A 12,568-nucleotide genomic window follows, 5' to 3' on the forward strand; every position below is an offset into this window, starting at 1 on the left:
CATGCTCCCCGCCCCTGAAATCATCGCACGGTCACAACGAGACACCTCGTAACACTGGGTGTCGCCTTAGCTCGTAACACTGGGTGTCCATTGACAGAGATCGCCAGGCGAGCCCGCGAGGATGAAGCAGCCCGGCGGCTGATGACCATCCCCGGCATCGGGCCGATCACCGCAACCGCGCTGCTGGCGCTGGCCCCGCCCGTAGAAGGCTTTGCGAGGAGCCGCGACTTTGCAGCTTGGCTCGGGCTCACACCAAGGCAGCACTCGACCGGCGGCAAGGAGCGGCTCGGGGCGATCTCGAAGATGGGCGAGCGCACGCTGCGAAGGTTGTTGATCATCGGCAGCAGCGCCGTCGTTCTGCAAGCCAGCAGGCGTGGTGCTCCGCGCGGCTCTTGGCTCGAGCAGATGCTGGCCAGAAAGCCCCGCATGCTGGTCACGGTCGCACTGGCGAACAAGACCGCACGGATCATCTGGGCGGTCCTGATGAAGGGTGAGGATTACAGGGCTCCGGTCGCGGCAGCAGCGTAAGCTGAGGCGGACCAGAGGTCGTCGGTAGAGGTAAGAGACCGAAGGAGGGTATGGCACCACAGTCGGCGAGACGGGACCGGATAACCAGTGAAATCCACAGTGCCTCAGAGCACGCCTGGGTGATGTGGATCCGGTTCGCGAACTCCCATACGGGCCAGCGGCACTACGCCCGCGCAAACAGGCCGGACAGATGGCAGCATCCGACTACCGCCAAGACCCGATTTTTACTCTTGCATCTTCTGGGGCGTCCACAGATGGTTTTTAGCCATCTCGCCGCCCCGGGGAATGCAATAGGGTCCCGCCACTGACTTTTCCTTCATCAAATCATGCGATTGCTTCCGTAATCGGGTGACGGTTGGAGAAATGACATGGCACGTATTCTTCAGGCAACATGTCTGGCTCTTGCAGCCTTGGTGCTCGCCGGCTGCGCCGTCGTCGAGGACAAGGCGCCCGACTACCGCTACCGCCTGACGGTCGAGATCGAGACGCCCGACGGGGTGAAATCAGGGTCGAGCGTGATCGAAGTCCGCCAGACCCTCGTTCGCGCCGGGAGCAGTCCTGCTAATCAGGCTGTCGAGCGTCGTGTGCGCGGTGAAGCGGTGGCGGTTGATTTGCCCGGCGGGAAGACATTGTTCGCGCTGCTGCGGTCTGACAATGACATCGACTGGGTGAGCCGCGTCTACGTCCTCCTGACACCACAGCGGCGGGAGGCCTTCGAGGACGCAATGGACAACGTGCTCGAAGTGACCGGCGAGCGCACGTTGCCGCGCATGTGGCCCGCCAATGTGATCATGCCGAAACGGTCGGCCTATCCGATGATGGTTACTTTCAGAGATCCGGCTGATCCGACCACCGTGGCCCTCGTGAATCCAGATGATCTTGCAGCGAAGTTTGGCGAGGGGGTGAAACTGAAGCGCATTACCGTCGAACTGACCGATGAACGTGTGACCAGCGGGATTGAGGAGCGGTTAAAGTGGCTTCCGCAAGTTCGAGGAGCGCTCGTTCACCTCCCGATGAGCGAGTATCCACCAGTCGGCACGCCGCTTCCGCTTTACAACACCCTGACTGAGAGGGATTTCTCCCAAGATGACGGCTAAGGGGTCGGCTTGAGAATTTCGGCTTTCGGCGGCCAGACGCCTAAAGCCGCCATGCTGCTGTCAGGATCGTGCCGGGCCACCGCTCATGACCGCCTGTGGGTGGATTGCTGCCGTCAGTCAGGCTCCAACGGAGCGCCCCGCGCTTCTTGTCCCAGTCGTTCTCGGAGTGCCCTATCGATACGCCTGTCGGTGGCCGACTTGTTGGCGAGGACAATAAGACAGGTCGCTAAACAGATAGCGGCAAACATCAGCGGCACCCAGGCCCAGAAGAAATAATCTGACGGGTCATAGAGGTGGGATCCTCTTCGGCGCACTGCCATCAGAAAGACCTGAAGGATCGGCTCGAAGAAGGTGCGGTAGTTGTGCATGGCAGCGCTGAGTAGGGCAAACGCCCCTGCTCCAAAGACGCCAAACGCAGCTATGCCGGTGCGGGTATCACGTAACCTAGCGATATACAGGGGCGCATAACGCAGAGGACGTTTGTTTTTCACGGACTATTTATATCCGAAGGTAATATGGCAGCAATGGGGTCGGTTTCGGAATGACGGGTTTTGGGAATGAAACCTCGAATAGCTGCCATTAAATGGCCAGAGCAGGATAGAGGTGGCTGCCGAATATAGTGGGACAGTCGCTCCAGCCAATCTATATGGCTCATCGCCCGGTAATGCGTCCAGCAAGGGCGATATCTGTCAGGTTTTGCCGTCGAGGCGTCCATATGACACGTCTAGGTCGCCCAGAAGCCGCGCATTCCTCGTACTTCGCGAGATGAGCCGCAGCTGAAATCGACCGACAATGGGATGTTCCGCTCGCCTGCCGAATGACTTCCAACGAGTCGCCAACCAAATCGGAATTCGGCTCGCCTAGGGATTGCGCGAGTTGCAGAGCTAGCCGGAGGGCGAGCCATTCGGTGTCGCTGCTCGTGCCGTATCCCAACTCGTCGAAGAAGTAGGTGGCACCGCGCGCTACCACGGCCGTCTCGAGGGCGCCGGGATTGGGTCGGCAGCCGCCGTCTAAGTAGATTTTGAGCCGTCGCCGGTAAGACACCTGACCGCACCTCTTTGCTATCGTCTGGCAAACTTGCCGGTGCCGAAGCCCGCCTTAAAGCTAAGATGGGGGGAGGATAGCTGCTCGGCGCAGGTTTGGTAGCTTTCGGGAAGACGCGCTTTAAGAGCTGCCGTTCGGGCCCACGCGCAGCTATGGTCCTGGTTGAGTGATGCGGATCGCGAGGTTCTCGGTTAGATTTGCAGGCAGCTCGTCGCGATCTTCTGCATCGGCTCTGCGAGAGACCATGACGCCATCTCATTGTCAGAGCTAGACAATCAATCATCATCGGATCATGCTATCCTTGGAAGTGGGGTAGCACACTTTCGGGGCAAGGGGGAAATATGAGATATCCAGTTATGGCTTTGACGGCAGCGTTCGCCGTTGTGCCGGCACATGCACAACAAGCCGATAGCGCAGTGCCGGTGCAGGCAATTCAGGCTGCCGCCGAGCCAGAGGTCTACCTGCCAGCCGGGACCGAAATCCCTCTCAAGTTGACCCAGACGATCACGACCAAGGGCGACAGCTGGGAGGAGGGTGATCAGTTCAATCTGGTCGTCGCTGCTGATGTGCGGCTTGGTGATTACGTGATTATTCCACAGGGCACCAAGGCAATTGGGCGCATCACGTGGCTCACCAGCCGCGGGGCGTTCGGCAAGTCAGGCAAAATGGATATCGAGCTTGAATATATTCAGCTCGGAGGCCGCCGTATCAATATAGACGGAACCTATCGCCAGGAAGGCAATGGCGCGACGCTCGCAACCGTGGGCGGCGTAATTGCTGCAGGCGTGTTTGCTGGCTTCATTACGGGGCGCAGCGGCGAGCTTCCTCAAGGGCGCGAACTGACAGCTACGCTTGAATCCAATTTGCCTGTCTCTCTGCCCAAGGGAGCAAGCGTGGCAACCTCGGCGGTGCAGGCAGTTACAGCGCAGCCAGTGCAGGGATTCCAAGCAGCGCCTGCACCCGCAGCTTCAGAAGCCCCAGAACTCGAGCAATAACAACGCGGAGTTTTGATCAGTAGGTGAGCCTCAGCAGATGTGAGGCTCACCTTCCCAAGCTATTTGAACATCTCTTCGGTAAATTCGGACGGGGTTGGCGCGCGCTCGCCTTTCTTGCCGCTTGCGATCTCGTCTACGGTCAGGAAACGAACGGCAATACCAAGCGCGTTGGTCTTGCCCCAGCTGAAAGCGGTCATGTGGCTGTCGCCATATGTGGTGTTTACCACCGCGTCAGCGTCGATCTTCTCGGCGCGCTCCCAAAGCTCCTTGTAGATTTTCTCCTGAGAGGGCTCCTTGCTGAAGATTGTAGCCTTTCTCACACCAGCCTTGACCGGCTTGACCACGACGTAAGGCCTGTCGGTAATGTCATAAGGAAACACCGGGACGCCAACCTCTTCGTTGACCACCACGAAGCTTGCATCCTTCTTCGCCAGCACTGGCGCGGCGAGTGTCGCGCTCAAGGCAAGCAAGGCGCCTGCAACCCAAGTCTTCTTCATTCGATGATCTCCCCGTATTGAACGCCAACACATCGGCGTTGATTCCCGTCTCAAGGACGCCCAAGGATATGAGACTCAACGGATAATGGCAACGAGGGGAACGCATGATCCAGCACACAGCTTGTTTGGCACTCGTGTTGTCTACAATCCAGGCCGCGCCTGTACCTTACGACGGTCGGCTCACCTCAACTCTATCAGCCGATAGCCAAGTACCCGCTGCCACTGATGCCATGATGAAGGCTGAGACCGCGCAGCCCGTGGAGGCCGTTCTGGCTGTGACTCCGATTGAAAAATCGGAAGCCCCGAGCATCGGGGTCACCATACCGAGGGACACGCCGGTTCACCTTCTGGTGCTCTCTGAGGTCACAACCAAGACGCATGGCGCGGGCTATCGGTTCAAGCTGAGGGTCAACGAACCTGTGGAGATTGACGAGCGAGTTGTTATCCCCTTGGGCGCGATCGCATGGGGTCAAGTAACAAGCGCCGAAGGTAGCGGGAATTTTGGCAAGTCCGGGAGCCTCGAGGCCGAGCTTCTTTACGTGGAAGCAGGCGGCAAGCAGATCAGGATTGATGGACAGACGCGACACGAAGGCAACAGCGGAACTGCTGAAACAGTGATGGGAGTGCTCGGTCTCGGGGTCTTTGGCCTTTTTGCCAAGGGTAACAATGCCAAGATCAAGGCGGGCGAGAAGTTCACAGCATTCACGATCGAGGATGTCACGCTTCCTCTGCCGGCTCAGTGACAATGGGTCTCCTGCTGATATTCCTCTTAGGGCAACCGGCTGTTCGTGCAGAACAGCCAGTTTTGCCTTCGGTATTGGTCGCGCCGATCGAAGCTCAGGCAATTCCCTCGCCTTCGGACGGCGAGGTTATCCTGCCGCAGGGAACAGCCATACAGTTGCGCCTGCTGGACCGGCTTTCGACGAAGATCACTCAGAAAGGCGAAACCTTTGATCTCGAAGTGATCGAGGACGTAGTCGCCGAAGGAGCGATTATAGTTCCAGCCGGTACGCTAGCGGTGGGCGAAGTGACGCGCTCAGATGCAAAAGGTGCCTTTGGAAAATCGGGGAAGCTTGAGGCTCGAATCCTTTATCTCAAGCTTGGTGGTCGCCCGCTACGAGTGTCCGGCACCTTGTCTGTAACTGGCGAAGGCGGAACGACTGAGACCGTGCTGACTGCGCTCGCGGCAGGGACCCTAGCGTTCGCCGTTACAGGCAAGAGCGCGGTCCTCGAGCCGGGCACCGAACTGTTCGTGCATACGGATCGGCCGATCGTTGTTTGCGGCGTCCAGAGGGAATTAGAGTGACATGACTGCGCTGAGTTTCGGGTGCTCTTGGGCCGCTTGCCGTAAGAAAACTTTCGGGCAGATAGGCACGGAAAGCTGCTTTTTGATCAAGAACTCGGCAACGACTGCCATCGACCCAAATACCGCCTTCGCGAGGAGGCACAGCGAATGACTGGTTATGGAAAAATTGCGATGATACGCTTCGAAGCGGACCGGCACTAAGGCGCCGCAGCCTCAATGTTGGGAATCTTCATAACGATCACCTCACCGCTGCTACGCGCGATGGCGAAGATCGAGCGTTCCACGGTTCGGTCCCACGCCCAAGCCTGCCCCTCGATAGGGGCCGACAGCGTGGCGATGTGCTCCAGCACGGGGCCCTCACGCGGAATGCGCACAACGTAGATCTCGGGCGCATCATGGCCGGTCAGGTAGAGCAGACCATCGGGGCCAAAGCTGCCGCCTGAAACGCTGTGTGGCGCGAGCCTTTCGAGCAGGCTGTCGGGGAGCGCATAGCCTCCGACTTCTGCCCAAGCGTCGTTGAACAGCACGATCCGTGTGTCGCGATGGGTTCTGCCGAGGTAGCTACGGGGCGGATCGTAATTCGCCAGCATGCCCCACCACACGCCGTCGCGGCGCTCCACCCAGGTCAGCGACCCATCGCGCACGCCCAGCGGTACCGAACGCACATGCTCCATGGTGCGCGTATCGAAGATCTCGACCGAGCTTGCCATCGGGGTCAGCGGGTAATTGCTGTTGGCGCAGACGAGCTCGGTGCCGTCGACCAGGCAGCTGTTGAGGTGGCGGATAGCGATGCGATCGCCGGCCCATTCAGCGACCTTGACGCCATCGGCCTTGCGGTACTTGCCGATCCGGCTGTTGACGATCGCATAGAAGTGCTCGGCGTCCACCGCCACGCCTTGCCGCGCTTCGGGCGCAGACCACCGGGCGACTTCCTCTACCGCTAAGCTTCGAACGGGTGGCGGGGGTGCGGGCGCGGTGCGCGGCAGGGGGGCCTCGCCTCCGTTAACCGGCGCCGAAGCGGGAAGGGAAAAAGCCAGCAGCACGCCAAGGGCCTGGCACCGCATCACATCACCACCGAAGCGCCGAAACTGAAGGTTCGCCCGTACTGCGCGGATTCCTGCAGCAGGTTGCGGTTGGGGCCGGTCAGTTCGATGCGCTGGCTGTCGGTCAGGTTCTCGCCTTCGACGAACAGGTCGATATTGGGTGTCAGGCGGAACCGGATCTGCGCATCCACCGTCTCGCGCGACTTCCAGAACTGGTCGGCACCCGGGATCGTCTGATTGATCGTCTCGAGGAAGCCCCCGGTATAGTTATAGGCCAGACGCGCCTCGAAGCGTCCCTTTTCGTAGAACAGCGACGCGTTGGCCGCCCAGGTCGGCTGAAGGAAGAAGCCAAGCTTGCGCGGGCCGGCAGTGGTCAGCACTTCGAGGTCGCTGTCCACATAAGTGCCGTTGAGGTTGATCCCCAGCCCGTCGAAGGGGGCCGGCAGGAAGGTCAGCGACTGCTGCACCGCAGCCTCGATCCCGAATATGGTCGCCGATTGCGCGTTGTCAGGCTGCGACACCTCGACCTGCTCTGCCCCGCGACCGATCCCGAGGTCGATCGTCTCGATCGAGGTGAGGGTGAAAATCTCGTTCTTGATGTCCTTGTAGAAAACGCCGAGCGATAACAGCCCGCCATTGCCGGTGTAATACTCGGCCGACAGATCGAGGCCCATCGCTTCGCGCGGCTGGAGACTGGGGTTGCCACGCGACAAAGTGGGGATTGCGCCGGCGACAATGTTGAGTGTCTCGCGCGCAGTGACGTCGCCGAAATTGGCGCGGCCGATAGTGTTGGCCCACGCCGCACGGACGACTAAATCGGGCCCAGCGTTCCAGCGCAGATGCACGCTCGGCAGGAAGCTATCGAAGCCGCCGTCCGCCACGGAAGGCGTCGTCACACCGCCATTGACCCTGACCGAGGCCGAATTCACGTCGGTGCGTTCATAGCGCAGGCCGCCGAGGGCCTCGATGTCGCCCGCCTTGATACGCGCCTGAAGGAAGCCGCCATAGACGTCTTCGGTCACAGTGAAGTCGCCGTTCACATTGTTGGTCGCCGCAGTGAAGGCGCTGCGGTTGGCGTTGAAGAACGCAAGGGCCTGGTCCCGGTCGATCGCGAGATCAAACACCTTGCCACCGATCACGTCGAGCGGCTTGCGCACGAATGCATCGGCCAGCGTGTAGGTGACGCCCGAGCCGGGGGTCAGCGTGTAGGTGGTCTGGTCCTGATTGCGGACATGGTCGGTGCGCCGAAAGATGCCGCCTGTCTTCAGCTCGATCTCGGTATCGCCGAAGGCAGAGTCATAGGTGAGGTTGAGCCTTCCCTCGTAGATGTCCTGCTGCGTGGTGTTGAGGCTTTCCGTGCGGTTGAGGAAGGGGTGCAGCGCCGGATTGGCGAGGCTAGCCGGGGTGCGCGGGGCGAACTCGAAGAAGAAATCGGAGGCGTCGTAATCAAAGGCGAAGGCCGCGCTGCTGGCCGAGCGGAAGGTTTCGCCGCGCCCGACTTCCTTGCCTTGTGCGCCGGAGTAGATCGCATCGATATCCACCCGCAGCTGCTCGCTCGCTTCGAAGCGGGCGTTGTACTGGAGATTCCAGATCTCCTGACTGGTGGTCGGCAGGTTGAGGTTGATAACGTTGCGCGCGCTGGCAAAGGTTCCGGTGGTGGCCGTCTGGTTTGTCACGTTGCCAACCGGCTCGAGTCGGTTTTCGTCGCGGGTCTCGTTGTCCTTGAAGCGGTTGTAAGTGCCGAACAGGCGCATGTAGACTGAGGGCCCGGGCTGCCACTCGAGCGCGAGCGCACCGCCAATGCGCTCGCGTACGTTATTGTAGAGAAACAGCCGCTCCTGTACTGGCACCGGAATACCGTTCCCTTGACCGAGATCGACCGGCGCACCGGCAGCGGTGTACTCGCGGAAGCTGGGCGTGGCGGTTTCGAATTGGGTGATGTCGTAATTGCGCAGTGAGTAGTTGGCCTGCCCGACGATGCCGAACTGCCGGTCGGGTCCGAAGCGCGAGCCGGCCTGCGCAGTGGCCCGCCAGCTCGTTCGCTCGCTGGCGATGTCGTTCGCCTGTTCGAGCAGCGTGTAGGCTGCGGTCGCATTGAAGAACGGCTTCTCACTGTCGAAGGCGCTGCGGGTTACGATGTTGATGATCCCGCCGATGGCGTTGGGATCCATCTCCGGGGTGATCGTCTTGTAGACTTCCAGTCGCTGCGCAAAGTTGGACGGGACGGTGTCCAGCGGGACTGTGCGCGAACCGCCATTGTCCCCGGTGGCGACGATCGCGCCGTTGATCTGGGTGCGATTATAGGTCGGAGGCAGCCCGCGGATCGAGGGGAAGCGCGGTTCGTTCTGATCCTCCTGCACTGAAATGCCCGGGATGCGCCGCAGCGCCGCCGCGGTGTTCTGATCGGGCAGTCGGCCGATATCATCGGAAACGACCGAGTCCGAGACAATAAAGGCGTCGCGCTTGGCCTCGACAGCTTCAAGCTCACCCTTACGGAAGCCGGTGACAACGATTTCCTGCTCCCTCTCCCTTGGCGGAGCCGCTGCCAGTTCGTCAGCGCTGCCGCTCTGCGCAATTGCAGGAGCGGGAACGAGGACGAGCGCCGAGACGCTCAGGAGCCAGACAGACTTAAGCATGATTTTCCCCACACGTTGCGTCGAGAGCGACAGCGTCGGGAGGGCGAGGTAGAGTCGAAATATGTCGCGGTGTTTGCCGATTGGCGTCAGCTTTGGGACACGCGAGCTTTTCGAAGGCAAGATCCTCCCAAGTCGGCTGTTCCGACTTTCAGCGGGCCCGTTCCCAAAGCCCTCTGGCAATTTCCGCAAAAGGCGACACGTGGTTCCTGGCCGCTTCGTATGAGGGCCCGCTCGGCGGCAAACAGGCGGTCGCGGCCTTGAGTAGTGCAGCCTAAGGCACGTCAGGTTTGGCTGGTTTCGACAAGACCGGTCGTTTCCAGGAGTTAAAATGAACGGCAGCTAAGTCCCAACAATCGTCATCCCTCGTTGACGACCGGGCTGTGAGACTCGCAGCAATCGGCCAAGAGGGGAGTTGGCTTTGCCCTGATTGAGCCATTTGGGCGTCGATAGTCGGCGTGCCGGGCTCACAATAAGGAGTGTGTCCCATGATCAAGTCGATCCCGCTGAACAAGCTCGTTCATTCGCCCCGCAATGTCCGCCGCCACGGTGATCCGGCGGCAGATGCTGAACTCAAGGCCAGCATCGCAGCCCGAGGCCTGCTGCAGAACCTCATCGTCAGACCAGCTGCCAAAGGCAAGTTCGAGGTCGAAGCCGGTGAGCGTCGGCGCCGCGCGATGCTCGCGCTGGCCGACGAAAAGCTGCTCGCCCGCGATTGTGAAGTCACGTGCCTCGTGCTCGAGGATAGCGCTGAAGCGGCCGTCGAGACCAGCCTCGCGGAGAACTTCCACCGCCTCGCCATGAACCCTGCCGACGAAGCCCGGGCCTTTGCCGCGCTCGTGGCAGGCGGCGCGACTGTCGAAGATGTTGCTCGCCGCTTCGGTCTGACTGTCCGCTTTGTCGAGGGCCGTCTGCGTCTTGCGACGCTTGCGCCCGTCGTTTTCGAGGCGCTCGCGTCCGGGGAGATCACCCTCGACATTGCCAAAGCCTTCGGCGCCACCTCGGATCAGGACATTCAGGCCCGCGTGTTCGAGCAGGTGTCCTCGGGCTACTATGCGCCCAACCCCGATAGTGTCCGGCGTATGGTTCTGTCCGGGACAGTACGGGGCAGCGATCCGCGCGCCCGTCTCGTTGGCCGCGATGCCTACATTGCCGCCGGCGGCCGGATCGAGCGTGAGCTGTTCGACAACGACGAAAGCGAGTCCTGGGTCGATGTCGCGCTGCTCGAATGCCTCGCGGCGGCAAAGATGGAAGAGCAGGCCAAAGCCCTCGCCGCCGAGCAGGGTCTTGCCTGGGTCAAGCCGACGCTCGATCCCTATGCCAGCCACGATCTGGTCGAAGGGCTGGTCCGGCTTCCCGCCGAACCGGCGCCGCTCACCGAAGCCGAGGTGGCGAGGCTCGACGAACTCGATGCCTCCTATGACGAGCATGCGGCGATCTTGGAAGATGAGGACAGCGCCGAGGAAGCCGTCGCGGCGGCCGAAGCGGCTATCGAGGCCATCGAACGAGAATGCCAGGAAATCCGCGCCCGACCGCCCGTTATCGCGCCCGAGCTCAAGGCCGCGTCAGGCATGGTGCTGGTGCTCTCGCGCGATGGCACGCCGGTTCTCCAGCCGGTGTTCTACGGCGAGCGCCAGGCTGATCCCGCCGAAGCCGACAGCGGGATCGCGGTCGTGTCGGGCGAGGAAGGTTCGGAGAAGCGCCGGACCACCTTGTCCAAGCGTCTGGCCGACGAGCTCGCCATGCAGCGCCGCGATGTTCTGGCATTGCACGTTGCATCCGACCCCGGGCTCGCGCTCGACATCATGGTCTTCACGCTTGCCGATGCCGATACCCACGACTGGCGGGCACGCCCTTCGACCACGCTGCGCGCGCCTGTTCCGGCAGGCCCGATCATCGGCTTCGAAGCTAAGGATGCACCGGCGTGCAGCGCGCTTGCCGAGCTCAGGTCCGGTCTCGACGAAAGCTGGCGCGCTGGCGAGGATGCAATGTCCCGCTTCGACCTGTTTCGGGCGCTGCCCGATGACAGCCGCGCGGCCTGGCTGGGATACGTCGTGGCCCGGTCGCTCGAGGCGAGCCTCAACATGTCCGGTGAGCGCCAGTTGCCGTTCCAGGATCATCTCGGCAGCCTGATCGGTATCGACGTGGCGCAGTGGTGGCGCCCCACCGCATCCAACTACTTTGACCGGGTGTCGAAGCAGGTGATCCTCGACGCGCTGACCGATGTCGGCGGCCTCGAGCTCTCCTCGCGCTTCGCCGCGGTCAAGAAGGGTGACCTCGCGATGAGCGCCGAACGCGTCTTTGCTGGAACCTACATCACCGAGGTCGAGGTTCGCGAGAGGGCCTTGGCCTGGGTGCCTGAGGTCATGCGCTTCGCTTGCCCTGCGCAGGAGGCGGACGAAGCTGAGATCAACCCCGCTGGAGCGGGGCAGGGCGGTGACGACGAACATCAGTCTCCCCGCGAGCTGGCCGCCTGACCTCCTCCTGACAGGCTAGGTCACTCGCAACTCGAGAAGCGGTCCTTCGGCTTATGCCGGAGGGCCGCCTCCTTTTTGGAAGCAGAGCAGAGGGGGCTCGGGAACCTGTGGCACTGACCGGCGAACCCGTCGCCGACTGTCCGGATGCCGCAATCAGGAGAACCATCATGGCCTATCGCAAGGGGCAGGGCAGCGGCCTGTCGCCCGCCGCCCGCATCACCCAGGAAATCATCGCCCGTCTGGAAGCAGGCACAAAACCGTGGATCAAGCCGTGGCGCGGTGTCCCGGTCTCCAGGCCCTTGCGGGCCTGCGGGATTCCGTACCGCGGCATGAATGTCTTTTGGCTCTGGATGGTCGCCGACATGTGCGGCTACGCCTCGCCATTCTGGATGACCTACAACCAAGCAAAATCGCTTGGAGCGCAGGTCCGCAAGGGTGAGAAGTCGACCATCGCGATCTTTTACAAGAGCTACACCAAGGAAGTTGAAGCGCCCGACACCGGCGAAAAGACTGACGAAGCGCGCCGGGTACTGAAAGCTTATCCGGTCTTCAATGCCGATCAGGTGGAAGGTCTGCCCGAGCGCTTCCATCCAGCCGCGACGTTGGAACTGGTCGAGCCTGAAGGGCGCGAGGCCGAGCTCGACGCCTTCTTCGCCGCCATCCCGGTCAATCTGCGCCATCAGGGCTGCGAGGCCTATTACGAACCAAGTGCGGATCGCGTCACGATGCCGCCGGCTAGCTTGTTCAACGGGTTCGATCACTATTACGCTACGCTCGCTCACGAGCTTTCGCACTGGACCGGCCATGCGAGCCGCCTGGGCCGGGACCTCAAGAACCGCTTCGGTACGGCCGCCTATGCCGCCGAGGAACTGGTCGCCGAACTCTCCAGCGCCATGCTGGGTGCTGAGCTGGGGCTGCCGGTCACACATCTCGACAATCACGCCAGCT

11 protein-coding genes and 1 pseudogene are annotated in these 12,568 nt (G+C 61.5%); 7 read left to right on the plus strand and 5 right to left on the minus strand.

The features are described from left to right. Positions 1-96: 96 nt before the first annotated feature. A pseudogene (locus C0V72_RS15110) lies at positions 97-528 on the plus strand (transposase); the annotation flags it as partial. Positions 529-896: 368 nt separating this feature from the next. Continuing rightward, complete coding sequence (locus tag C0V72_RS15115; RefSeq protein WP_101794971.1) at positions 897-1,625, plus strand: hypothetical protein; 729 nt, start codon at positions 897-899, stop codon at positions 1,623-1,625. A 113-nt stretch (positions 1,626-1,738) separates the two neighbouring features. On the opposite strand, the gene C0V72_RS15120 is transcribed toward C0V72_RS15115, so the two are convergent. Both C0V72_RS15120 and C0V72_RS15125 read right to left on the minus strand, forming a co-directional pair. Then, a complete protein-coding gene (locus C0V72_RS15120) occupies positions 1,739-1,993 on the minus strand; it encodes a hypothetical protein (RefSeq protein ID WP_101794972.1) in 255 nt (84 codons plus the stop codon). 283 nt (positions 1,994-2,276) lie between these two features. Further along, entirely contained in the window at positions 2,277-2,669 is a 393-nt protein-coding gene (locus tag C0V72_RS15125; protein WP_101794973.1) for a reverse transcriptase-like protein, read from the minus strand. A gap of 356 nt (positions 2,670-3,025) precedes the next feature. Here C0V72_RS15125 and C0V72_RS15130 point away from each other — a divergent pair, with 356 nt between their 5' ends. Beyond that, positions 3,026-3,664 carry a hypothetical protein gene (locus C0V72_RS15130; protein WP_101794974.1) on the plus strand — a complete coding sequence of 213 codons (639 nt, stop codon included), beginning with the start codon at positions 3,026-3,028 and terminating at the stop codon, positions 3,662-3,664. A gap of 59 nt (positions 3,665-3,723) precedes the next feature. Here the strand turns inward: C0V72_RS15130 and C0V72_RS15135 are convergent, their stop codons facing one another. Next, positions 3,724-4,161, minus strand: coding sequence for a hypothetical protein (locus C0V72_RS15135; RefSeq protein ID WP_233999975.1), 438 nt, complete (start codon positions 4,159-4,161; stop codon positions 3,724-3,726). Between the two features lie 104 nt (positions 4,162-4,265). On the opposite strand from C0V72_RS15135, the gene C0V72_RS15140 reads away from it, so the two are divergent. Both C0V72_RS15140 and C0V72_RS15145 read left to right on the plus strand, forming a co-directional pair. Then, a complete protein-coding gene (locus C0V72_RS15140; RefSeq protein WP_143704629.1) occupies positions 4,266-4,904 on the plus strand; it encodes a hypothetical protein in 639 nt (212 codons plus the stop codon). Between the two features lie 2 nt (positions 4,905-4,906). After that, the gene (locus C0V72_RS15145; RefSeq protein ID WP_101794976.1) at positions 4,907-5,467 is read left to right on the plus strand and encodes a hypothetical protein; all 561 of its coding nucleotides are present in this window, start codon (positions 4,907-4,909) and stop codon (positions 5,465-5,467) included. Positions 5,468-5,664: 197 nt separating this feature from the next. On the opposite strand, the gene C0V72_RS15155 is transcribed toward C0V72_RS15145, so the two are convergent. Beyond that, the gene (locus C0V72_RS15155; protein ID WP_199797810.1) at positions 5,665-6,354 is read right to left on the minus strand and encodes a hypothetical protein; all 690 of its coding nucleotides are present in this window, start codon (positions 6,352-6,354) and stop codon (positions 5,665-5,667) included. 176 nt (positions 6,355-6,530) lie between these two features. Next, on the minus strand, positions 6,531-9,146 hold the full coding sequence (locus C0V72_RS15160; protein ID WP_101794979.1) for a TonB-dependent receptor: 2,616 nt from the start codon (positions 9,144-9,146) through the stop codon (positions 6,531-6,533). Positions 9,147-9,631: 485 nt separating this feature from the next. On the opposite strand from C0V72_RS15160, the gene C0V72_RS15165 reads away from it, so the two are divergent. Together C0V72_RS15165 and C0V72_RS15170 are read left to right on the plus strand one after the other, a co-directional pair. Continuing rightward, positions 9,632-11,620 (plus strand): ParB/RepB/Spo0J family partition protein, encoded by a 1,989-nt coding sequence (locus C0V72_RS15165; protein ID WP_101794980.1) that lies wholly within the window; start codon positions 9,632-9,634, stop codon positions 11,618-11,620. Positions 11,621-11,787: 167 nt separating this feature from the next. After that, positions 11,788-12,568: ArdC family protein (locus tag C0V72_RS15170; RefSeq protein ID WP_101794981.1), on the plus strand; the 781-nt coding region annotated here is incomplete at its 3' end.

The sequence above is a fragment of the Porphyrobacter sp. TH134 genome, from assembly GCF_002855495.1.
Taxonomy (GTDB): Bacteria; Pseudomonadota; Alphaproteobacteria; order Sphingomonadales; family Sphingomonadaceae; genus Erythrobacter.